21 protein-coding genes are annotated in these 22763 nt (G+C 59.6%); 11 read left to right on the plus strand and 10 right to left on the minus strand.

The window, feature by feature from the left end; translation table 11 throughout:
• The first annotated feature begins 22 nt into the window (after positions 1–22).
• The 5 genes from hisA (at position 23) to AACY25_RS14165 (ending at position 4521) form a co-directional block, all read left to right on the plus strand.
• A complete protein-coding gene (gene hisA / locus AACY25_RS14145; protein WP_339525342.1) occupies positions 23–766 on the plus strand; it encodes a 1-(5-phosphoribosyl)-5-[(5-phosphoribosylamino)methylideneamino]imidazole-4-carboxamide isomerase in 744 nt (247 codons plus the stop codon).
• Between the two features lie 92 nt (positions 767–858).
• A complete protein-coding gene (gene hisF, locus AACY25_RS14150) occupies positions 859–1629 on the plus strand; it encodes an imidazole glycerol phosphate synthase subunit HisF (RefSeq protein ID WP_305593146.1) in 771 nt (256 codons plus the stop codon).
• A gap of 408 nt (positions 1630–2037) precedes the next feature.
• A complete protein-coding gene (locus AACY25_RS14155; protein WP_339525343.1) occupies positions 2038–2775 on the plus strand; it encodes a substrate-binding periplasmic protein in 738 nt (245 codons plus the stop codon).
• A gap of 97 nt (positions 2776–2872) precedes the next feature.
• Positions 2873–3628, plus strand: coding sequence for a substrate-binding periplasmic protein (locus AACY25_RS14160; protein ID WP_339525344.1), 756 nt, complete (start codon positions 2873–2875; stop codon positions 3626–3628).
• 137 nt (positions 3629–3765) lie between these two features.
• Positions 3766–4521, plus strand: a complete 756-nt coding sequence (locus AACY25_RS14165; RefSeq protein ID WP_339525345.1) for a substrate-binding periplasmic protein — start codon at positions 3766–3768, stop codon at positions 4519–4521.
• Positions 4522–4646: 125 nt separating this feature from the next.
• Here AACY25_RS14165 and AACY25_RS14170 read toward each other — a convergent pair whose 3' ends face one another.
• The 3 genes from AACY25_RS14170 to gpmI form a co-directional block, all read right to left on the minus strand.
• Entirely contained in the window at positions 4647–5942 is a 1296-nt protein-coding gene (locus AACY25_RS14170; RefSeq protein WP_339525346.1) for a S41 family peptidase, read from the minus strand.
• Positions 5943–5980: 38 nt separating this feature from the next.
• Positions 5981–7222 (minus strand): murein hydrolase activator EnvC family protein, encoded by a 1242-nt coding sequence (locus AACY25_RS14175; RefSeq protein WP_339525347.1) that lies wholly within the window; start codon positions 7220–7222, stop codon positions 5981–5983.
• A 160-nt stretch (positions 7223–7382) separates the two neighbouring features.
• A complete protein-coding gene (gpmI, locus tag AACY25_RS14180; protein WP_339525349.1) occupies positions 7383–8918 on the minus strand; it encodes a 2,3-bisphosphoglycerate-independent phosphoglycerate mutase in 1536 nt (511 codons plus the stop codon).
• A 145-nt stretch (positions 8919–9063) separates the two neighbouring features.
• Here gpmI and AACY25_RS14185 point away from each other — a divergent pair, with 145 nt between their 5' ends.
• The 3 genes from AACY25_RS14185 to secB are packed head-to-tail and all read left to right on the plus strand — an operon-like array spanning position 9064 to position 10260.
• The gene (locus tag AACY25_RS14185) at positions 9064–9477 is read left to right on the plus strand and encodes a rhodanese-like domain-containing protein (RefSeq protein ID WP_339525351.1); all 414 of its coding nucleotides are present in this window, start codon (positions 9064–9066) and stop codon (positions 9475–9477) included.
• A 1-nt stretch (position 9478) separates the two neighbouring features.
• Positions 9479–9733, plus strand: coding sequence for a glutaredoxin 3 (gene grxC / locus AACY25_RS14190; protein WP_339525353.1), 255 nt, complete (start codon positions 9479–9481; stop codon positions 9731–9733).
• 41 nt (positions 9734–9774) lie between these two features.
• Positions 9775–10260: a protein-export chaperone SecB gene (secB, locus tag AACY25_RS14195; protein WP_275962187.1), complete on the plus strand. Its 486-nt coding sequence runs from the start codon at positions 9775–9777 to the stop codon at positions 10258–10260.
• A 184-nt stretch (positions 10261–10444) separates the two neighbouring features.
• Here secB and trmL read toward each other — a convergent pair whose 3' ends face one another.
• Positions 10445–10906 carry a tRNA (uridine(34)/cytosine(34)/5-carboxymethylaminomethyluridine(34)-2'-O)-methyltransferase TrmL gene (trmL, locus tag AACY25_RS14200; protein WP_339411658.1) on the minus strand — a complete coding sequence of 154 codons (462 nt, stop codon included), beginning with the start codon at positions 10904–10906 and terminating at the stop codon, positions 10445–10447.
• On the opposite strand from trmL, the gene AACY25_RS14205 reads away from it, so the two are divergent.
• Positions 10905–11336 (plus strand): hypothetical protein, encoded by a 432-nt coding sequence (locus AACY25_RS14205; protein ID WP_339525354.1) that lies wholly within the window; start codon positions 10905–10907, stop codon positions 11334–11336. The two genes, trmL and AACY25_RS14205, sit on opposite strands and share 2 nt — an antisense overlap.
• Positions 11337–11624: 288 nt before the next feature.
• Here the strand turns inward: AACY25_RS14205 and ntrC are convergent, their stop codons facing one another.
• The 5 genes from ntrC to glnA all read right to left on the minus strand — a co-directional run bounded on the left by ntrC (position 11625) and on the right by glnA (position 17110).
• Positions 11625–13058 carry a nitrogen regulation protein NR(I) gene (gene ntrC / locus AACY25_RS14210; protein ID WP_339525355.1) on the minus strand — a complete coding sequence of 478 codons (1434 nt, stop codon included), beginning with the start codon at positions 13056–13058 and terminating at the stop codon, positions 11625–11627.
• A complete protein-coding gene (glnL, locus tag AACY25_RS14215) occupies positions 13055–14140 on the minus strand; it encodes a nitrogen regulation protein NR(II) (protein ID WP_445262154.1) in 1086 nt (361 codons plus the stop codon). Before glnL ends, ntrC begins: the two co-directional genes overlap by 4 nt.
• Positions 14141–14347: 207 nt before the next feature.
• Positions 14348–14965: a DUF4124 domain-containing protein gene (locus AACY25_RS14220; protein WP_339525356.1), complete on the minus strand. Its 618-nt coding sequence runs from the start codon at positions 14963–14965 to the stop codon at positions 14348–14350.
• Positions 14966–14968: 3 nt separating this feature from the next.
• On the minus strand, positions 14969–15529 hold the full coding sequence (locus tag AACY25_RS14225; protein WP_339525357.1) for a DUF4124 domain-containing protein: 561 nt from the start codon (positions 15527–15529) through the stop codon (positions 14969–14971).
• A 174-nt stretch (positions 15530–15703) separates the two neighbouring features.
• Complete coding sequence (gene glnA, locus AACY25_RS14230; protein ID WP_339525359.1) at positions 15704–17110, minus strand: glutamate--ammonia ligase; 1407 nt, start codon at positions 17108–17110, stop codon at positions 15704–15706.
• A 326-nt stretch (positions 17111–17436) separates the two neighbouring features.
• Between glnA and thiI the strand changes: the two genes are divergently transcribed.
• Both thiI and typA read left to right on the plus strand, forming a co-directional pair.
• Positions 17437–18891 carry a tRNA uracil 4-sulfurtransferase ThiI gene (gene thiI / locus AACY25_RS14235; RefSeq protein WP_339525360.1) on the plus strand — a complete coding sequence of 485 codons (1455 nt, stop codon included), beginning with the start codon at positions 17437–17439 and terminating at the stop codon, positions 18889–18891.
• A 156-nt stretch (positions 18892–19047) separates the two neighbouring features.
• Positions 19048–20868 carry a translational GTPase TypA gene (gene typA / locus AACY25_RS14240; protein WP_339525361.1) on the plus strand — a complete coding sequence of 607 codons (1821 nt, stop codon included), beginning with the start codon at positions 19048–19050 and terminating at the stop codon, positions 20866–20868.
• A 309-nt stretch (positions 20869–21177) separates the two neighbouring features.
• Here the strand turns inward: typA and AACY25_RS14245 are convergent, their stop codons facing one another.
• Positions 21178–22242, minus strand: coding sequence for an AI-2E family transporter (locus AACY25_RS14245; RefSeq protein ID WP_339525363.1), 1065 nt, complete (start codon positions 22240–22242; stop codon positions 21178–21180).
• Between the last annotated feature and the right edge of the window lie 521 nt (positions 22243–22763).

Genomic DNA, 22763 nt, shown 5'->3' on the forward strand with positions numbered 1-22763 from the left:
ACGACTTGAGCAGGTTCAACCGATGCTGATTATCCCCGCTATCGATCTGAAGGACGGCGCTTGCGTGCGTCTGCGCCAGGGCCGCATGGACGATTCCACGGTGTTCTCCGATGACCCGGTGAGCATGGCCGCCAAGTGGGTCGAGGGCGGCTGCCGCCGTCTGCATCTGGTCGACCTCAACGGCGCTTTCGAAGGTCAGCCGGTCAACGGCGAAGTGGTCACAGCCATCGCCAAGCGCTACCCGCACCTGCCGATCCAGATCGGCGGTGGTATCCGCTCGCTGGAAACCATTGAGCATTACGTCAAAGCCGGGGTCAGCTACGTGATCATCGGTACCAAAGCGGTGAAAGATCCTGCCTTCGTCGCCGAAGCGTGCAAGGCGTTTCCGGGCAAGGTCATCGTCGGTCTGGACGCCAAGGACGGTTTTGTCGCCACCGACGGCTGGGCTGAAATCAGCACCGTGCAGGTGATCGACCTGGCCAAGCAGTTCGAGGCCGACGGCGTGTCCGCCATCGTTTATACCGACATCGCCAAAGACGGCATGATGCAGGGCTGCAATATTCCTTACACCGTGGCCCTGGCCAACGCCACGCGCATCCCGGTGATCGCCTCCGGCGGCATTCACAATATTGGCGATATCCAGGCGCTGCTGGACACCAACACGCCGGGCATCATCGGCGCCATCACCGGTCGGGCCATCTACGAAGGCACCCTGGATGTGGCCGAAGCTCAGGCGCTTTGCGACCTGAAATACAAAGACGAATAAACGCGCCGTAAGCGCCAAGGCTGTAGGGCGGGTCATCCCGCCGGACTGACGCAATCTTTATTGGTGGGTTGCCCCACCCTACGGAGCTTCACATGGCATTGGCCAAACGCATTATCCCCTGCCTCGACGTCGACAACGGCCGCGTGGTCAAGGGCGTGCAGTTCGAGAACATCCGCGACGCCGGTGATCCGGTGGAAATCGCCCGTCGCTACGACGAGCAGGGCGCCGACGAGATTACATTTCTCGACATCACCGCCAGCAGTGACGGTCGCGATACCACGTTGCACACCGTGGAGCGTATGGCCAGCCAGGTGTTTATCCCGCTGACCGTAGGTGGCGGCGTGCGTACCGTGCAGGACATTCGCAATCTGCTAAATGCCGGCGCGGACAAGGTCTCGATCAACACTGCCGCGGTGTTTACTCCGGAATTCGTCGGCGAAGCCGCTTCACGCTTTGGCTCGCAGTGCATTGTCGTCGCCATCGACGCGAAGAAGGTCTCCAAGCCAGGCGAAACCCCGCGCTGGGAAATCTTCACCCACGGCGGGCGCAAACCCACCGGCCTGGACGCGGTGCTCTGGGCGAAAAAGATGGAAGATCTCGGCGCCGGCGAAATCCTTCTGACCAGCATGGATCAGGACGGCGTAAAGAGCGGCTACGACCTCGGCGTAACCCGTGCCATTAGTGAAATGGTCGGCATCCCTGTGATCGCCTCCGGCGGCGTCGGCAATCTGCAGCACCTGGCTGATGGCATTATCGAAGGCAAGGCCGCAGCGGTGCTAGCGGCGAGCATTTTCCACTTCGGTGAATACACCGTGCCTGAAGCCAAGGCGTATATGGCCGCGCGCGGCATCGTAGTGCGCTAGAGCCTGTCTCTGATTTGCTGCGCGTCGGCGACGCCTGCATTAAAAACAGCCTCGGCAAGCCGCTTGCGGCTAACACGCTTTAGCGTGACCCGAAGGGCGAGTGCAACGAGTAATGCTCATTTACAGTCGTAAACTCGCATGCGAGCCCAGTCCGCTTCCTCGGCGCTTTGACCAGCCTTCGGCTGTTACTACGTAGCGCCTTGTCTCGCTCTAGCTCGCCGTATCCGAATCAGGCTCTTACACCTCGCTCGCTGGCCGGCAGCCCTGCCGGCCACTGCTGCGGGCGAGTCGACAGCAAAATGTCGACTGGCCCGCTAAAATCAGAATGTTTGCGTTCGGGTCGATGCTTTGCCATCCCCGTGAGCGCTCCTCTTTCAATAAATGGTTATTTCCTTACACGGAGTTCTTATGTCCGCTATCCGGCTATTCACCGCAGTTTGGCTGTTGTGTGCCGTCAGCCTGGCTCGCGCAGAGCCTCTGGTTCTGCTTACCGAAAACCTGCCGCCGTTCAGCATGGCGGCCAGCGGTGGCAACTTTGCCAAAGATGCTGATGTGCAGGGCATCAGCAGCGATACGGTGCGTGCGTTGTGCAGCAAGGCGCAGTTGGAGTGCCAGATGATTCTGCGTTTCCCCTGGGATCGGCAGTACAAACAGGCGCTCGAAAATAAAGGCTACGGGTTGTTCTCCACGATCCGCACGCCGGACCGTGAGTCGCTGTTCAAGTGGGTCGGGCCAATTGCCGTGAGCGATTGGGTGCTGCTGGCCAAGGCCGATAGCAACGTTTCGCTGAACAGCCTGGATCAGGCCGGGGCATACCGGATTGGTGGTTATCGCAATGATGCGATTTCGCAGTTCCTGATCGACCGCGGCGTGACGGTGCAAACCAGTCTGCAGGACAAGGAAAATCTCAACAAGCTGGAGAAGGACCTGATTGACCTGTGGGCCACTGATGAGGTCGGCGGGCGCTACATGGCCAAGCAGTCGCCGCTGGGCGCGCTCAAGGTGGTGCATCGCTTCAATAGCGCCGATCTCTACCTGGCGCTGAATATTGAGACGCCCGATGAAGTGGTGCAGAAGTTGCAGAAAGCCTTGGACGACATGCGCGCTCAGGGCGAGCTGGGTAAGATCAAAGACAGCTATCTGTAAGCGTCTTGTGATCATGCCTGCGCAAAACCTGGGCTGGGCTAAGTCGGCAGTGCTGGGTATGCTTGCATGCTCAGCCCAACTATCGATGTGAGACATCATGTTAAAACAACTACTAGTCGCCCTCGCTGGCACAGTTATGGTGCTCGCGGGCAGTGCTCGGGCCGAAATTGACCCGAACTACCGTATGGTCCTGCTGACCGAGAATTTCCCGCCGTACAACATGGCGATCAACGGCAAGAACTTCGCCCAGGAAGACAATATCGACGGCATTGCCGTGGATATCATCCGCGAGATGTTCAAGCGCGCCGGCATCCAATACAACATGACCCTACGTTTCCCTTGGGACCGCATCTACAAACTGGCGCTGGAAAAGCCCGGTTATGGCGTATTCGTGACTGCACGTCTGCCGGAGCGTGAGGCGTTGTTCAAGTGGGTTGGCCCGATTGGTCCGGATGACTGGGTACTGCTCGGCAAAGCCGATAGCAGCATTACCCTGAGCAGCCTGGAAGAGGCCAAGCAATACAAGGTCGGCGCCTACAAGGGGGACGCGATCGCCGAGCACCTAGTGGAAAAAGGCCTGGAGCCGATTACCGCCCTGCGCGATACGCAAAACGCAAAGAAGCTGATGGCCGGTCAGATTGACCTGTGGGCCACCGGTGATCCTGCCGGTCGCTACCTGGCCAAGCAGGAAGGTGTTTCCGGCCTGAAAACCATTCTGCGTTTCGATAGCGCAGAGTTGTATCTGGCCCTGAACAAAGAGGTGCCGGACGAGGTTGTACAAAAGCTGCAAGCCGAGCTGGACAAGATGCGCAGCGAAGGTTTTGTCGACGATATTCTGAACAACTACCTGTAACACGTAACACCAGCGGGCCGGTCACAAACCGGCTCGCGGCCATGGATGGTTGACGCCAAGCACCATACGTCGCCGGGCGGTCGCCCGAGCAGGGATGCCGCTAGCCATAATCACAATTCATGCGAGCGGAATGACCTATGTTGAAAATCCTAAAAAGCAGCCTGTTGTTCGGGCTTGTCCTGAGTGCCTGTGCAGCCCATGCAGAGCTTCCAGCCGATTACAAAGTGGTGTTGCTGACTGAGAACTTCCCGCCGTTCAACATGGCGGTGGACGACAAGAACTTCGCCCGTGATGACGGTATTGACGGTATCAGTGCCGAGATCGTTCGAGCGATGTTCAAGCGTGCCGGCATCAACTACACCCTGACCCTGCGTTTTCCTTGGGATCGCTTGTATCGCCTGACCCTGGATAAACCCAACTACGGTCTGTTCTCCACGACCTTTACGCCAGAGCGTCAGCCACTGTTCAAGTGGGTGGGGCCGTTGGCGAAAACCGGTTGGGTACTGTTGGCTGCGCCGGGTAATAACCTCAGCGTCGCCAGCCTCAAGGATGCCGGGCAGTATCAGATCGGCGCCTACAAAAACGATGCGGTCAGCCAGCACCTGGAAAGTCAGGGCCTGAGTCCGATCAATGCGCTGCGTGATCAGGAGAACATCAAGAAACTGCTCAGCGGCAAGATCGACCTCTGGGCCACCACTGACCCGGTCGGCCGCTACCTGGCCAAGCAGGAAGGTGTAAGTGGGTTGAATACTGCGCTGCGCTTTAACGAAGCCGAGTTGTACCTGGCCCTGAATAAGGACACCCCGGATGAGGTGGTACAGCGTCTGCAGAAGGCTTTGGACGAACTGCGCGCCGAAGGCTTTATCGACGAGATGACCAATAACTACCTGTAGTCTCAGGCGTTATTAAAAAGCCCGACCTTGAGTGATCAAGGTCGGGCTTTTTCTTGGATATCTGTAGGAGCGACCCATGGCCGCGATTGCGGGTTCGCGGGCATGGCCCGCACCTACGCTCGTGCCTACTCGCCGCGGGTAACGCTCAGCCCTTTGAGCAGGTTGAGTGCCTGGCTCAACTGGTAATCGTCATCCTGTGGGCGCGCCGGGGTGCTGGTTTTGCCCTTGCTTGGCTTGTCGGCACCGCCGTTGCCGTTGCCCAGATGGCCTTGTAGATCGGCTTCCTTGATGCTGCTTTCGTCCTGCTCGCGGGTCAGCTTGGCGCGTGCCACCTCGATGTCCGGGACGATGCCCTGAGCTTGAATCGAGCGGCCATTGGGGGTGAAGTACAGCGCGGTAGTAAGCTTCAGGGCGCGGTCGTTGTTCAGCGGTAGCACGGTCTGCACCGAGCCTTTGCCGAAGCTGTCAGTACCCATCAGCACACCGCGCTTGTGGTCCTGTAGGGCGCCAGCGACGATTTCCGAGGCGGAGGCGCTGCCGCCGTTGATCAGCACCACCAGTGGCACGCCTTCACTGGCGTCGGTTGGATCGGCATTGAAGCGCAGCTCTGAGTTAGCGATACGACCCTCGGTGTAAACGATCAAACCTTTCTTAAGGAAATGGTCGGTGACTTCCACTGCCGCCTGTAGCACCCCGCCGGGGTTGTTGCGCAAGTCAAGTATCAGGCCGCGGAGCTTCTTGCCGTTGTCCTTGCGCAGCTTGGCCAGGGCCTTACCGACGTCCTCGCCACTGTTGACCTGGAACTGGGTGATGCGGATATAGCCATAGCCATCGTCAAGCAGCTGGCTTTTTACGCTCTTGACCTTGATCACCGCGCGCGTCAGTTCGACATCGAAGGGTCTGCCGCCTTCACGTACAAGGGTCAGCTCGATATCGCTGCCGGCTTTGCCACGCATCTTCTCGACTGCTTGCATCAGCGACAGGCCCTTGGTGGGCTGGCCGTCGATCTTCACGATCAGGTCGCCTGGCTGGATGCCGGCGGCGGACGCTGGGGTGTCATCAATTGGCGATATAACCTTGAGAAAGCCGTCTTCCGTACCGAGCTCAATACCCAGGCCGCCAAATTCGCCACTGGTGCTTTCCTGCAGGTCGCGGAAGGCTTCCGGCTCCAGGTAGGCCGAGTGCGGATCAAGGTTGCTGAGCATGCCCTTGATCGCGTTTTCCAGCAGGGTCTTGTCGCTGACCGGCTCGACATAGGCTGACTTGATACGGTCCATCACCTCGGCAAAGGTACGCAGGTCGTCCAGCGGCAGTGGCGCGCTGTCGTTGGCTGTGGCCGGTACTGCGGCAAAGGCCTGGGAGGCGCCAGCCAGCAGGCTGAAAGCCAGGGCGAAAGCGCTGAGACGGAACAAATGCGGCATATCGAACTTACTCCTTCCTGAATCGGTAAAGGCAGCGCTTATCCTTGCGCGCGGCACCATTGAGCGGGGTCAATCGGGCGGCCCTGCTGGCGAATTGCGAAATACAATGCTGGGGTTTCCTGGCCGCCGCTGTTGCCAACGGTGGCGATGGCCTCGCCAGCTTTGACCACGTCGCCGGCATCTTTGAGCAGACTCTGGTTATGCCCATAGAGGCTCAGGTAGCCGTTGCCATGATCGAGAATGACCAGAAGCCCGGCGCCGCGCAACCAGTCGGCAAACACCACGCGCCCTCCATGCACCGCGTGCACCTGGCTACCGGCTGAAGCGCCGATCAGCACGCCATCCCACTTAGTGCGGGCATCGCCACCGCGTGGTGTGCCGTAGCGCGCCACCAGGCGACCGTTGACTGGCCAGGGCAATTGGCCGCGGGCTTTGGCGAATGGACCGCCAAAGCTGGCACCGGAGCTCACCAATGGACCCGTCGGCGCGAAATTAGTGCTGCTGTGCGGTTGTTCGCGTTCGGCGAGCAGGGCTTGTTGGCGCGCGGCTTCAGCTTCGCGGGCCTGGCGGGCGAGGGTTTCCTCGATGGTTTTCAGCACGCGCGCCAGATTGGCTTGCTCCTGCTGGCGGGCCTTGAGCTTCTGGTCGCGGGCGGAGAATTCCTTGTTCAGCTTGGCCAGGGCCAGCTGACGCTCCTTGCGCACGCTGGCGAGCTGTTCGCGGCGGCCGTCCAGCGCACTTTTCTGCTCAAGCAGCTGGCGTTGCTGGTTGGCGATGTCCTGCTCGACATTGGCTAGCTGGCGCAGGGTTTCATTGAAGGCAGCGAGTTGTTCCATGCGCGCTTCGCTGAGGTAGTCGTAGTAGGTCAGGGTGCGCGAGAATTTTTCCGGATTTTGCTGGTTGAGCAGCAGCTTGACGTACTCCTGGCGGCCGCTCTGATAGGCTGCGCGGGCCTGGATGCCGATCAGGCGCTGCTGTTCAAGGCGCGCACCCTCAAGTTTTTTTTTCTCTTTATCGAGGCGTTGGATTTCCTCTTCGCTGTTTTTCAGGTCCTGCTGCAGGCCTTTGACCTGCTTCTCCAGCTGACCCATTTCGCTTTCGGTTTTTTTCAGGTCTTTCTGTACGCCGGATTTTTCCTGCTGCAGCTTCTCCAGCAGTTGTTTCAGCTCGGCGACATCGGCGCGGGCGGCGTCCAGTTGCTTCTGCGCATCGCTCTTCTCGTCGGCAATGGCAGGCGTCAGCAGGAGGGTCAGGAAAACAAGGGCGAGGGCACGAAGCATGGGGCTGGCAGTACCTAGGGCATGGACGCGCCTAGTATGCCTAAAAAACCGGCGGCAAGCTGCAAGTCATCCGTGTTGCACATGAGGGTAAATTGGTAGCGTGAAGCAGCCGGCAGTTTGCCCGCAAGCCAGGCATTGCGCCTGGCTCACGGGTCGCGGCTTAGCTTAGCTCGACGATGCTGGTGCCGGTCATTTCCGCCGGTACCGGCAAGCCCATCAGGGTCAGCAGGGTCGGGGCTACGTCAGCCAGTACGCCGCCAGCACGGATAGTCGCGGGGCGCTTGCCGACATAGATAAACGGCACCGGCTCGCAGGTGTGCGCGGTGTGCGCTTGGCCGGTGCTTTCATCGGCCATCTGCTCGACGTTGCCGTGGTCGGCGGTAATCAGCGCTTCGCCGCCGACTTTGTCCAGCGCGGCGACGATGCGGCCGACACAACCGTCCAGGCATTCCACGGCGGCCACGGCGGCGGAGAACACACCCGTGTGGCCGACCATGTCGCCGTTGGCGTAGTTGACAATGATTACGTCATAGCGCTGATTCTCGATGGCATCGACGATCTTGTCGGTGACTTCCGGCGCGCTCATCTGCGGCTGCAAGTCATAAGTGGCGACGTTCGGAGAGGGGATCAGGATGCGCTCTTCGCCAGCGAAGGGCTCTTCGCGGCCACCGGAGAAGAAGAAGGTGACGTGGGCGTACTTCTCGGTTTCGGCGATGCGCAGCTGGGTCTTGCCGTTGTTTGCCAGATATTCGCCGAGCACGTTGGTCAGTGCCTCCGGCTTGTAGGCGCTGGGCGTCGGGATGCTCGCGGCGTACTGGGTGAGCATGATGAAACCGGCCAGTTGCGGCACGCGCTTGCGCTCGAATTCCTTGAAGCCTGGCTCGACAAAGGCGCGGGTCAGCTCGCGGGCGCGGTCGGCGCGGAAGTTCATAAACACCACGGCATCGCCGTCTTCCATGCGCACTGGCTCGCCAATGCTGGTTGCCTTGACGAACTCATCGCTTTCGCCGCGCTCGTAAGCGGCATTCAGGCCTTCCAGGGCGGTGGCGGCGGTGAATTGGCCGTTACCGTCGACCAGCAACCCGTAGGCCTGCTCGACACGGTCCCAGCGGTTGTCGCGGTCCATGGCGAAGTAGCGGCCGCTGAGGCTGGCGATGCGGCCCTTGCCGAGTTTGGCGAAGGTGGTGTCAAGCAGTTCGATGGAGGGCTGGGCGCTTTTCGGCGGGGTGTCGCGGCCGTCGAGGAAGGCGTGCAGGTAAATGTTCTCTGCCCCGCGCTGGGCGGCCAGTTCGGCCATGGCCACCAGGTGGTCCTGATGGCTGTGCACGCCTCCGTCGGAGAGCAGGCCGAGGATATGCACGGCCTTGCCAGCCTTGACCGCTTTATCCACCGCGCCAATGATCTCGGCGTTATCGAAGAACTCGCCATCGCGAATGGCCTTGGTCACTCGGGTGAAGTCCTGGTACACCACACGGCCGGCTCCGAGGTTCATATGGCCGACCTCGGAATTGCCCATCTGGCCGTCTGGCAGACCTACGTCCATGCCTGAGCCTGAGATCAGGCCATGGGGCTGGGTGGCGCGCAGATGGTCGTAGACTGGCGTGTTGGCCGCCATGATGGCGTTGGATTCGGGGCTGTCACTGTGGCCGAAGCCATCGAGGATGATCAGTACCAGGGGTTTGGGCGTGGCGCTCATATAACTGGTTCGCTCTGGGTCGATGGGCGGGAAACAAAGCAGGCATTTTACGGCCAAGTGGCACAAACGTCACCGCCGGGCGGGGTTTGGCCGACTTGTGTGGCTGTGTATACTGGCCGACATTTTACCGCCCCGGAAACGCACAATGCTTGCCAACTTGATTGAATTTGCCACGACCCACTATGTCCTGAGCGGCTTGTTCGTGACCCTGCTCGCACTGCTGGTCTTCACCGAAGCACGCAAGGGTGGACAGAGCCTGAGCAGCCGTGAGCTGACCGCACTGGTTAACAGCGAGCAGGGCGTGGTGCTGGATATTCGCGGGCAAAAGGACTTTGCTGCTGGGCATATCGTCGGTGCGCTGAATATTCCCTTCGAAAAACTCGCTGGCCGTATGGTTGAGCTGGACAAGCACAAGGCCAAGACCATCATCGTGGTCGATGCCATGGGCCAGCACGCCGGCGCTGTGTGCCGCGATCTGAAAAAGGCAGGTTTCACTGCCGCCAAGCTGTCTGGCGGTGTCGCCAGCTGGCGTGGTGACAATTTGCCGCTGGTGAAGTGAGATGCAGCCTGTCGTCATCTATTCCAGCGATTGGTGCCCGTACTGCATCCGCGCCAAGCAATTGCTGACTCAGAAAGGTGTGGCCTTCAACGAAATCAGAGTTGATGGCAAGCCTGACGTGCGTGCTGAGATGACCCGCAAGGCGCGGCAGACCTCGGTGCCGCAGATCTGGATCGGTGACACCCATGTGGGTGGTTGCGATGACCTTTACGCCTTGGAGCGCGCCGGCAAGCTTGACGCGCTGCTCAAGTCTTAACTCCCTGTTTATCCGTACCTAACGACAAGAAGGCTTTTGCCATGACAGAACAAGCTAGCAACGGCGCCGCTCAGGGCGAACAAAACCCGCAATTCTCCCTGCAGCGTATCTACGTACGTGACCTGTCCTTCGAAGCGCCGAAGAGCCCAGAAATCTTCCGTCAGGAGTGGGCGCCGAGCGTCGCAATGGACCTCAATACCCGCCAGAAGGCGCTGGATGGCGACTTCCACGAAGTGGTGCTGACCCTCTCGGTGACCGTGAAAACGGGCGAAGAAACCGCCTTTATCGCTGAAGTGCAGCAGGCCGGTATCTTCCTGATCAAGGGCCTGGACGCTGCCTCCATGAGCCACACCCTGGGTGCGTTCTGCCCGAATATCCTCTTCCCTTACGCTCGCGAAACCCTGGACAGCCTGGTCGTACGCGGCTCGTTCCCGGCGCTGATGCTGGCTCCGGTGAACTTCGACGCCCTCTACGCCCAGGAACTGCAGCGTATGCAGCAGGCTGGCGAAGTTGCAACCGCACACTAAGGTTTGCGGCTGGAACAAAAAAACGCCCTGCGGGGCGTTTTTTTATGGCCTGCCATCCCTGGCGGCCACCCTGCGGGCCGTCGTTGCATCATTTGGAGGGATAGCCAGTCTGTCTCGTTGGAGGGTTACGGCGCGACGGATTTATGTGGCAGCAGATAATCCGTGGCTTTGCGCCTAACCCACCCTACGCGCCGGCAAAACCCTGCTGACGCCAGGCCTCATAGACCGCTACGGCAACGGTGTTGGACAGGTTCAGGCTGCGGCAGCCTTCGCGCATCGGCAGGCGCAGACGTTGTTCGGGTGGCAGGTTGTCGCGAATTTCCTGCGGCAGGCCGCGGCTTTCCGGGCCGAACAAAAAGGCGTCGCCGGGCTGGTAGCTGACCTGGTGAAACGCTTGCGAGCCCTTGGTGGTAAAGGCAAATACGCGCGGCCGGCCGATGCTGGTCAGGCAGCTGTCGAGGTCGGCGTGGCGCTGCAGGGTGGCGTATTCGTGGTAATCCAGGCCGGCGCGGCGCAGGCGTTTGTCATCCAGCTCGAAGCCCAGCGGCTCGATCAGGTGCAGGTGGCAGCCGCTGTTGGCGCAGAGCCTGATAATGTTGCCGGTATTGGGCGGAATTTCCGGTTGAAAAAGGATGACGTGAAACATGCGCGGCTCCGAGCTTGAAGACGAGCAGCATTCTACAGACCCGCGCCCCCGTCCGTGGGTGCGGGTTATTGCTTCATTGGCGGTGTTTGGTTTTCTGATTGGTTTAATGATTGGTCGGCTGCTCCAGCCTGATCCGCTCTGGCTTGAGCGTGTGGAGGTGCGCGAGCAGGGACTTGAACTGTGGTTTAACGTCGAGCCGGTACCGCGCGAGGAGCACGCCAACGGCGTGTTTATCCTGCGTTTGCAGAGCTTTGGCCGCCAGCAGCACGGCCAGTTGCAGGTGCAAGGAAAGACGGCCAATTGGCGTTTGCAACGGGAGGGAAGGGATTTGCTACTGAGAGTGGTGGCGGCCCGTCCATTGCGCGGTGAGTGGCGCGCTGAGGAGGTGGACGGGCGCTGGCGGCTGGTCGTCAGCCTGGTCGAGCAATAAAAGAGGGGAATCCCCGGCCTGCCTGTACCAAGGTCCCCAAAACTGGGATTACTTGAGTCTATGCAGGCTGTGTGCCAGTTTTATTACGTTGGCTGCGGGCCTTGTAAATACTGGGTTTCAGGGCTTCTCGCGGATTTTGCGGTGGTTCGGTAAGCGCTGGGGTGTGAACCGCCGCTGTGCACTGGGTTGATGCCGGTGCATTGCTCTGGCGCATTTTCAGTTGTTTGTCGGCGGAAATAAAAACGGGCCCAAATGGGCCCGTTTTGCATGCAGCACAGCGTCAGCGGGTTAGTCGTCGCTATCCTCGTCATCGGCGCTTTCGACGTTCATCCCCAGTTCCTTGATCTTGCGCGTCAGGGTGTTGCGGCCCCAGCCCAGCAGCACGGCGGCGTCGCGGCGGCGGCCGGCGGTGTGCTTGAGCGCGGTTTCGATCATGATCCGCTCGAACGCCGGCACGGCGGTATCCAGCAGGCTGGACTGACCACGGCCCAGGGCCTGGTCGGCCCACTGGCGCAGCGCCTGCTCCCAGTTACTTGCCGGCGCGCTTTCCTGCGGCTGGCTGAGCAGCTCTGGAGGCAAGTCGTCGACATGTACCTCACGGCCGGAAGCCATGACGGTGATCCAGCGGCAGGTGTTTTCCAGCTGGCGCACGTTGCCCGGCCAAGGCAGGTTGCGCAGGTATTCCTCGGTTTCGCTTTTCAGCAGTTTGGGCTCGACGGCCAATTCCAGCGCGGCGCGGCTGAGGAAATGCCGGGCCAGGGTCGGAATGTCTTCGCGACGATCCGACAGGCGCGGAATATGGATGCGGATCACGTTAAGACGGTGGAACAGGTCTTCACGGAACTTGCCGGCCTGTACCAGGCTTTCCAGATTCTGGTGGGTGGCAGCGATGATGCGCACATCGACTTTGACCGGGGTGTGGCCACCGACCCGGTAAAACTCGCCGTCGGCCAGCACGCGTAGCAGCCGGGTCTGGGTGTCGGCGGGCATATCGCCGATTTCATCGAGAAACAGCGTGCCGCCGTCGGCCTGCTCGAAGCGTCCGCGCCGCTGGTTGGCTGCGCCGGTAAAGGCGCCTTTTTCATGGCCGAACAGCTCGGATTCCATCAGATCCTTGGGGATCGCCGCCATATTCAGTGCGATAAACGGCGAGGCCGCGCGCGGGCTGTGACGGTGCAGAGCGTGGGCCACCAGCTCCTTACCGGTGCCGGATTCGCCGTTGATCAGCACGGTGATATTGGAGTGTGACAGGCGACCGATAGCGCGAAACACCTCCTGCATGGCCGGCGCTTCGCCGATGATCTCCGGCGTGCGTGGCTGCTCGACCGGCGCGGCCAGGCTCTGCTGCTCCTGGGCATGCATGTTGGCACGCTTGACCAAAGAAACGGCTTCGTCGACATCGAACGGCTTGGGCAGGTACTCGAACGCACCGCCTTGGTAGGACGCTACCGCGCTGTCCAGGTCGGAATGGGCGGTCATGATGATCACCGGCAGGCGCGGGTACAGCTCGCGAATGCGTGCTAGCAGATCGAGGCCGCTGGCGCCCGGCATACGAATATCGGAGATGATCACATCAGGTTGTTGGCGGCTCAGGCGGCTAAGTACACCGTCAGCGCTGTCGAAGCTCTGGGTGGTCATACCTTCCTGTTGCAGGGCTTTTTCCAGGACCCAGCGGATGGAGCGGTCGTCATCGACAATCCAGACGGTTTCACTGCGACTCATGACGGAGTTACTCCTTGTTCCAGCGGCAGGAAGATCGAGAACACGGTGTGGCCAGGATGGCTCTCGCACTCGATCAGACCTTGGTGCTGACTGATGATGTTCTGGGTAATGGCCAGGCCTAGGCCAGTGCCGTCGGCACGCCCGCTGACCATGGGGTAGAAGATGGTTTCCTGCAGCTCGGGTGGGATGCCCGGGCCGTTGTCGATGATTTCGATCTTGGTCACCAGGCGGTGGCGCGTATGGCCGATGGTGAACTGGCGCAGGGTGCGGGTGCGCAGGGTGATGCGACCCAGGCGCAGGTCGCTCTGCCCGGACAGCGCCTGCATGGCATTGCGCACGATATTCAGCACGGCCTGAATCATCTGTTCGCGGTCGATCAGTACATCCGGAATGCTTGGGTCGTAGTCGCGCACCAGAATGATGCTGCCCTGGCTTTCCGCTTCTACCAGGCTACCGACTCGCTCCAGCACTTCGTGCACGTTGGTCAGCGCCAGGGACGGCAGCTTGTTCGAGCCGAGCATACGGTCGACCAGATTCCGCAGGCGGTCGGCCTCTTCGATGATGACGTTGGTGTAATCCTTGAGGCTTTCCTCGGGCAGCTCGCGAGCCAGCAGCTGCGCGGCGCCGCGGATGCCGCCGAGCGGATTCTTGATCTCGTGGGCCAGGCCGCGCACCAGCAGTTTGGTGGTTTCCTGCTTGGACAGCTGCGCCTCTTCTTTGGTGATGCGCAGCAGGCGATCGCGCGGGTGCACTTCCAACAGCAACAGGGTTTCACCGCGGTTAAGCACCGGGGTTACCGCGTAGTCGACGGTTAGGGTTTGGCCGCTGACCGAGGTCAGCACCGCTTCGCGCTTGTTGAAGGGGTGAGCGTGCTGAACGGCCTGGCGCAAGGCGCTCAGCGCTTCGCTGGATTCGGTAAACAGCTCGCTGATGAATTGCCCGTGACTGCGCTGGCCGCTGACGGCCAGGAGCATCTCCGCTGCCGGGTTCATGTACTCAAGACGCAGATCGTCGTTGAGCAGCAGCGTGGCAGTGGTCAGGTTGTCCAGCAGCAGGCGGTGCAGTGCGTCATTGATGATCATATGGGATGTCAGCAGACCCTTGGGTTCCGGCAATGCAGCTGGAAAATGCAAGAAGCAAACCAAAGCCCCGAAAAGAAGCGTGTTTGGCCGTGGGATGCCGGGAATTAGCTGCCTAACAGCGCAGCCGGGTCGCGCGTGGCGACCCAAAACAGGGAGAGTATAGAAATGCTGGGCAATAAGCGCACTGCTTTGGTGCGTCGAGCTGTTTTAGATAAATGGCACGAAGGGAATGTCTTTCTTTTCCGGCGGTTTATCCTTCAGCGGGCACTCTGGGCGCACGCCGTATTCGGCTTTCTTGCACGGATTGACCATGCGCTTCTGCGCCAGGGAGATGCGCAGCATATGGAACGGCTGAGGCGGTGTGCGCTCGATAATGCGGCCCTGCTGGTCGATGACTTCCACTGCCAACTGGTGCGTGCCGCGGTCGATATTCTCCAGCGGGAACACCGGGCTAGTGCCCGCTTCGCCCACCTGTACGCCGTCCATTAGCAGGCGGTAGCTGTGCTGGGGGAAAAGTTTCGGTTCGCTGTTGACGCTGACAATCAGGTTGCCGGCGCTGTCGCGGACGGTCGCATCGGGTTGCGGCACCAGAATGCGCAGCAGGCTGTAGCGCTGGCTGGGCTCGGGTGGCGCTGCAATCACCGGCGCGGTTTGCGTCTGAATGGTTGGCATCGAGTTGCTGGGCGCCAGCTCGACGCGCTCGGCATCACCGGAGCGAGGTTTGTCGGTGAAGACGCGATTCCCTTCAGCATCTATATAGGTATAGACCTGCGCGAAGGCAGGTAGAGCAAGCAGCATCAGGCCGCAAAACAGCAGATTGCGCATGGATCAAGGGGCCGGTTTAGGGGTGGGCTTTGGTGGTGGCGGACGCAGCGCAGGGCTGCTGGTGTTAACCCGCTGTACGGTAAAGGTGGCCGTGGCGCTCTGCTGGATCGATTGCTCGCCGCTGAGCACTTCCACAGCCAGGCTGTGCTCGCCACGGTCCGCATTGCTTATTTGCAGGCGCGGCACATTGCTTGGTTGGCCATGCGGTTTGCCGTCGAGCAGCAGGCGCAGGCGGTGGTTGTTGGCCAGGCGTGGCTGGATATCCACGCCAACGCTGAAGGTGCCGTTATTGGCGCGCAGTGCTTCATCGTCGGGTATACCAGTCAGTTGCAGGGTGCTGTACGGCGCGGCATTGTCGACGGGGTCGGGTGTGGTCGCTGCGGGCAGGCTGGGTACCGGCATCGATACACTATTGGTTTTCGGCAGCTCAACATTCTGCGTCGCTTGGCCTTCCGGCGGCTGGTCGGTGAATACCGTGTTGCCATTGGCGTCGGTGTATTTGTAGATCTGCGCGCTGGCCGGTAATGCCAGGCTCAATAACAGGCAGATGAATAGAGGGCGCATGCCTGACTCTCCCTAGTGGTGTGCCCTAAGCCTTGCACTGGTAAGGCGCTCTGGCAAGCTCATTGATAGCTGGGCGTATACCAGCGCAGAAAATGCCGGGTTAAACGGCAGCGGCACCGGGCGGCTAAACGCAAAAAGGCCACCCGAAGGTGGCCTCTTGTACTGCGTGCCGAATTAGACGCTGTAGTACAGGTCGTATTCCAGCGGGTGTACGAAGGTGCGTACTTTGATTTCTTCTTCGGACTTCAGCTCGATGTAGGCATCGATAAAGTCGTCGGAGAACACGCCGCCTTTGGTCAGGAATGCACGACCCTTGTCCAGCTCTTCCAGGGCTTCTTTCAGGCTGCCACAAACCTGCGGGATCAGCTTGCCTTCTTCTGGCGGCAGGTCGTAGAGGTTCTTGTCGGCAGCATCGCCAGGGTGGATCTTGTTCTGGATACCGTCCAGGCCGGCCATCAGCAGAGCAGCGAAGGCCAGGTATGGGTTGGCAGCCGGATCCGGGAAGCGTGCTTCGATACGGCGGGCTTTCGGGCTGGATACGTAAGGAATACGGATCGAAGCCGAACGGTTACGCGCCGAGTAGGCCAGCATTACTGGAGCTTCGAAACCTGGGACCAGACGCTTGTAGGAGTTGGTCGACGGGTTGGTGAAGCCGTTCAGCGCTTTACCGTGCTTGATGATGCCGCCGATGAAGTACAGGGCGGTGTCGGACAGGCCGGCATAGCCTTCGCCAGCGAAGGTGTTCTTGCCATCTTTGGCGATGGACAAGTGCACGTGCATACCCGAACCGTTGTCGCCGTACAGCGGCTTCGGCATAAAGGTCGCGGTTTTGCCGTAGGCATCAGCCACGTTGTGTACGCAGTACTTCAGGGTCTGAACTTCGTCAGCCTTGGCGACCAGGGTGTTGAACTTCACGCCGATTTCGTTTTGGCCGGCAGTCGCCACTTCGTGGTGGTGAACTTCGATGACCAGGCCCATTTCTTCCATGGCATTACACATGGCGGTACGGATTTCGTGGTCGTGGTCGCACGGCGGAACTGGGAAGTAACCACCTTTAACGGCTGGGCGATGGCCCTTGTTGCCGCCTTCGACGTCCTGGTCGGTCATCCAGGAGCCTTGTTCGGAGTAGATCTTGAACATGGAACCGGAGATGTCGGACTTGAACTTCACTTCGTCGAAGATAAAGAATTCAGGCTCTGGACCGACGAATACGGTGTCACCGATACCGGTGGTTTTCAGGAATTCTTCAGCGCGCTTAGCGATCGAGCGCGGGTCGCGGTCATAGCCCTGCATGGTGCTTGGCTCAACGATGTCGCAAACCAGGATCAGCGTCGGCTCTTCGGTGAACGGGTCCAGGACGGCGGTTTCGTCAACCGGCATCAGGATCATGTCGGAGGCTTCGATGCCTTTCCAGCCATGGATGGAGGAGCCGTCGAACATTTTGCCGTGCTCGAAGAATTCGTCGTCCAGGGCGTCACGGGCCGGCATGGTCACGTGGTGCTGTTTGCCCTTGGTGTCGGTGAAGCGCAGGTCAACCCACTTCACGTCGTGTTCTTTAATAAGTTGAATCGACTTCGACATGCTGTCCTCCAGGTGGATAAGGCTCAAATCGTGAGCCCGCAATAGTACGGTAAGGCCGCGGCATACTCTGCCAGGGCATCCTGCCTCACAAGGGAGCAATTTGCATGCCAGTGCACAGGAATGGGTGTAAGCGCTGAAACTCAGGGTTGGCGGGGGCTGCATGGCGCTGCCCGATAAATATTTGCACCGTTATGGGTCGCCATATTTGCGGCGCGCTCTTTAATGGTGCGCGTTTTAGGCGTTTGAGGATTTTTGATCAAAGCGTGAGCAATTTCCGCTATAATCCGCGCCCCTGTTTTTTCGCGGCCTCGGCACCCCCTGTTTTCATGAAACTGATCGTTAAAGTCTTCCCGGAAATCACTATTAAGAGTCGGCCAGTGCGTAAGCACTTTATCCGGCAGCTGGCGAAGAATATTCGCTCGGTTTTGCGTGAATTCGACCCGCAGCTGCAGGTCAGCGGTGTGTGGGACAACCTGGAAGTCGAAACCCAGATCAGTGAGCCGAAAACCCTGCAGGCGATGATCGAGCGCCTGAGCTGCACGCCAGGCATCACCCATTTCCTGCAGGTTGATGAATACCCGCTGGGTGATTTCGACGACGTGCTGGAAAAGTGCAAGTTGCACTTCGCCGATCAGCTGCCGGGTAAAATCTTCGCCGTACGCTGCAAGCGCGCCGGTAAGCACGCATTCAGCTCTATGGATGTCGAGCGCTATGTCGGTAGTCAGCTACGGCAGCAGTGCGGCGCGGCCGGCATCTCGCTGAAAGATCCGGACGTTGTTGTGCGCATGGAAATCCGCGACCAGCGCCTGTTCGTTATTCACCATCAGCACGAAGGCCTAGGCGGTTACCCGCTGGGCTCGCTGGAACAAACCCTGGTGCTGATGAGTGGCGGTTTCGATTCCACCGTCGCCGCCTATCAAATGATGCGTCGCGGCCTGATCACTCACTTCTGCTTCTTTAATCTCGGCGGCCGTGCCCATGAGCTGGGGGTGATGGAAGTGGCGCATTACCTCTGGCAGAAGTACGGCAGCTCGCAGCGCGTACTGTTTATCAGCGTGCCGTTTGAGGAAGTACTGGGTGAGATTCTCGGCAAGGTCGACAACAGCCACATGGGCGTTATCCTCAAACGCATGATGCTGCGCGCGTCCACGCGTATGGCCGAACGCCTGCAGATTGATGCGCTGGTGACCGGTGAGGCGATTTCCCAGGTGTCGAGCCAGACCCTGCCGAACCTCGCGGTAATCGATTCGGCCACCGATATGCTGGTGCTGCGTCCGCTGCTGGCCAGCCACAAGCAAGACATCATCGACACGGCCACCCAGATCGGTACTGCCGAATTCGCCAAGCACATGCCTGAGTATTGCGGGGTGATTTCGGTCAACCCGACCACCAAGGCGAAGAGGCTGCGCGTCGAGCACGAAGAAAACCAGTTTGATATGGCCTTGCTTGAGCGTGCACTGGAGCGCGCCACCCTGCTGCCGATCGACAAGGTAATCGACGAGCTGGGCAAGGATGTGCAGGTCGAGGAAGTCAGCGAAGCGCTGGCCGGCCAGGTGATTATTGATATTCGTCACCCCGATGCCGCCGAGGACGAGCCGCTCGCCCTGTCTGGCGTCGAGGTCATGGCCCTGCCGTTCTATGCCCTGAACAGCAAGTTCAAGGAGCTGGATGAGGCGCGCCAGTACCTGTTGTATTGCGATAAAGGTGTGATGAGTCGTTTGCACGCCCACCATTTACTGAGTGAGGGGCATGCCAATGTGCGCGTTTATCGTCCGGCATAAAACGCCCGGGTTGAATGGCGGCAGTATCCGCCATCGCCCTCCCGACATGCAGGCGGCGTGATTAACACGCTCACGCCGCCTGGCAGAAAACGCAATTAGTTAATACTCGCCGCCTAGAATAAGCGGCACACCGAATCCTCTGATCGAGATACACACGTGATCGAAAATCTACGCAACATCGCCATCATTGCCCACGTTGACCACGGTAAAACCACCCTGGTAGACAAACTCCTGCGTCAGTCCGGCACCCTTGAGCGCAACGAGCTCAACGACGAGCGCGTGATGGACAGCAACGACCAGGAAAAAGAGCGCGGCATTACCATTCTCGCGAAGAACACCGCGATTAACTGGAACGGCTACCACATCAACATCGTAGACACCCCCGGCCACGCCGACTTCGGCGGTGAAGTTGAGCGCGTGATGTCGATGGTTGACTCCGTGCTGCTGCTGGTCGACGCCCAAGACGGCCCGATGCCACAAACCCGTTTCGTGACCAAGAAGGCCTTCGAAGCCGGCCTGCGTCCAATCGTAGTAATCAACAAAGTTGACCGTCCAGGCGCGCGTCCGGACTGGGTTCTGGACCAGATCTTCGACCTGTTCGACAACCTCGGTGCTACCGAAGAGCAGCTGGACTTCAAAGTCGTCTACGCCTCGGCCCTGAACGGCATTGCCGGTCTGGATCACACCGACATGGCTGAAGACATGACCCCGCTGTATCAGTCCATCGTCGACAACGTGCCGTCCCCGCAGGTTGATATCGACGGTCCGTTCCAGATGCAAATCTCCGCACTGGACTACAACAGCTTCCTCGGCATTATCGGCGTTGGCCGTATCGCCCGTGGCCGCGTCAAGCCGAACACCCCGGTGATCGCTATCGACGCCGACGGTAAGAAGCGTAACGGTCGTATCCTCAAGCTGATGGGTCACCACGGCCTGCACCGCATCGACGTTGAAGAAGCCACCGCCGGTGACATCGTCTGCGTCAGCGGCATGGACTCGCTGTTCATCTCCGACACCCTGTGCGACATCAACCATGTCGAGGCGATGACCCCGCTGACCGTCGACGAGCCGACCGTATCCATGACCTTCCAGGTCAACGATTCGCCGTTCTGCGGTAAAGAAGGCAAGTTCGTTACCAGCCGCAACATCAAAGAGCGTCTGGACAAAGAGCTGCTGTACAACGTGGCCCTGCGTGTTGAGGAAGGCGACAGCGCTGACAAGTTCAAGGTCTCCGGCCGTGGTGAGCTGCACCTCTCGGTACTGATCGAAACCATGCGTCGCGAAGGCTTCGAAATGGGTGTTGGTCGTCCGGAAGTAATCATCCGTACCGTCGACGGCGTGAAGCAAGAACCGTTCGAAAACGTCACCATCGACACCCCGGAAGAATCCCAGGGCAAGGTCATGGAAGAGATGGGTCTGCGTAAGGGCGACCTGACCAACATGGTGCCGGATGGCAAAGGCCGTGTACGTCTGGAATACAACATCCCTGCTCGCGGTCTGATCGGTTTCCGTAACCAGTTCCTGACCCTGACCAACGGTGCTGGCATCCTGACCTCGATCTTCGATCGCTACGACACCATGAAGTCCGGCGACATGTCCGGCCGTCAGAACGGTGTTCTGGTATCGGTAGAAACCGGCAAGGCGCTGACCTACTCCCTGGAAACCCTGCAGGCGCGCGGCAAGCTGTTCGTCGAGCACGGCCAGGAAATCTACAACGGTCAGATCGTTGGCCTGAACAGCCGTGACAACGACATGGGCGTAAACCCAACCAAAGGCAAGAAGCTCGACAACATGCGTGCTTCCGGTAAGGACGAAACCATCGCCCTGGTTCCACCTGTCCGCTTCACCTTGGAACAGGCCCTGGAATTCATCCAGGACGACGAGCTGTGCGAAGTGACGCCGAAGTCGATCCGTCTGCGCAAGAAGATCCTCGACGAAGGCGAGCGCACCCGCGCTGCCAAGAAAGCCAAGAACTGATAACAGTTCTAGCTAACTAAAAAGCCCCCGCCGGCGCGAGCCTGCGGGGGCTTTTTCTTGGCTATGTATCAGGGCGTTTGCACGTCGCTTCTTTAGCGTGGGCGGCGCTGGACTGGTTATGGGTGGCACCAAGCGATTCGGCGCCGCGTGACCCACCATCGCGGATTGCGGGTGGCCTCCATGACGGGTTCAAGCCAATGGTGTTCACCTGATCCCGGTTATCGGCTAGGCCACCCTACGTATTACCATGCTTCCTGTGCCGTACAGCTGTTCTGTCCCCTTAGTCCGCTAATCACGCCTGAAGCTTGGCTAGTCCGGCAATTTGACTGTCCTCTTCCCTCCTTCAAACAGGTTCCAGCTGGAAAGGAACAGTGCCGCCACCAGTGGACCGATCACGAAACCGTTGAGGCCCAGCAGGGCCAGGCCGCCGAGGGTGGAAACCAGGATCAGGTAGTCGGGCATGCGGGTGTCCTTGCCCACCAGGATGGGGCGCAGGATGTTATCCACCAGGCCGATCACCAGCACGCCGAAGACGGTGAGGGTCACTCCCTGCCAGAGGCTGCCGCTGGTTATCAGGTATACCGCGACGGGCACCCAGATAATGCCGGCCCCGACGGCGGGCAGCAGCGATAGAAATGCCATCAGCACGCCCCACAGTAGCGGGCTGTAGATGCCAAGCGCCCAGAATATGAGCCCGCCCAGCGCACCCTGTACTGCGGCGACTACGACATTGCCCTTTACCGTGGCGCGCACCACGCGGGTGAATTTGATCTGCAGGCGGCGTTTGGTGGCTTCACCCAGCGGAATGGTTTCGCGTATTGAGCGCGCCAATTCCAGGCCATCACGCAGCAGAAAGAACAGCAGATAGAGCATGACGAAGAAGCTGACGAAGAATGCAAACGTGCCCTGGCCGATGGCGAACACCTTGGTGGCGAGAAACTGACTGCCGGCCATGGCCACGGTTGAAATCTGTTCGCGCAGGCCGTCGAGGTCGGAAACGCCGATGCGGTTGAGCTGCTCTTGCATCGACGGCGGCAGCATCCGGATAGTGCTGGTGACGTAGGTCCCGATATCCAGCTCGCCCGACTCCAGTTTCTTATAAAGGCTGGCACCTTCGGCAACGACCGCCGAGGTGATAAATATCACCGGGAGAATGGCCACCAGCAAACACACGATCAACGTCAGCAGGGCTGAAAGATTGCCCCGGCCGCCAATGCGCCGCGCCATGCGCCGCTGCAAAGGGGTAAATACCACCGCCAGCACCATGGCCCAGAAGACCGCACCATAGAACGGCAACAGTATCCAGAAGAAGGCTACCGTCACCAGGACGAGGAGGAGGATGAAGGCTTTCTGTTCGACGTTGGGAATCTGCATAGCCGCTTCACTGGAGAGTTATGTCTGTTAGTCCCCCCCACGCTGAGCAAAGTTGCTTAATTCGCTAAGCCCCGCCGTTGAGGGGTGGTTCGACTGAGCGCGGGTTGGCATCATTTATCCAGGCTGCAGAGGTGAGCCGCGATGCGTGACGAAGGTTGGGTCAGCAGGTCTGAGGTCGGCGGATAAGCGAGGGGCAGGCCACGGTTATCTTGACCCCTAGGCTGGCGGCGGACGGATAAGAAATTTTCATATGCCACGCCAAGCGTGAGCCGGGCAAACCACTCGGGCCGCCCAGAAGCGTGATGCGCCCCTTTAATTTGTTGCTGCATGCTGGCCTATTTAGTTGCTTAGGCACGTTTTCTTTACAACTTTTTCAATCTATTACTTAGTTCTAATTGTTTTAATTTCTCCGGGTTTTGTTTCTTGCTAATTATTTCTTGTTGGCTAGCCTCTGGTTGCCTGAGCTATGAAAAGGCAAATGCACGGTCGTGTGTATGCAGTCCATGGCGGGGTCTAATAGT

The sequence above is a fragment of the Pseudomonas sp. EA_35y_Pfl2_R111 genome, from assembly GCF_963970955.1.
Classification (GTDB): domain Bacteria; phylum Pseudomonadota; class Gammaproteobacteria; order Pseudomonadales; family Pseudomonadaceae; genus Aquipseudomonas.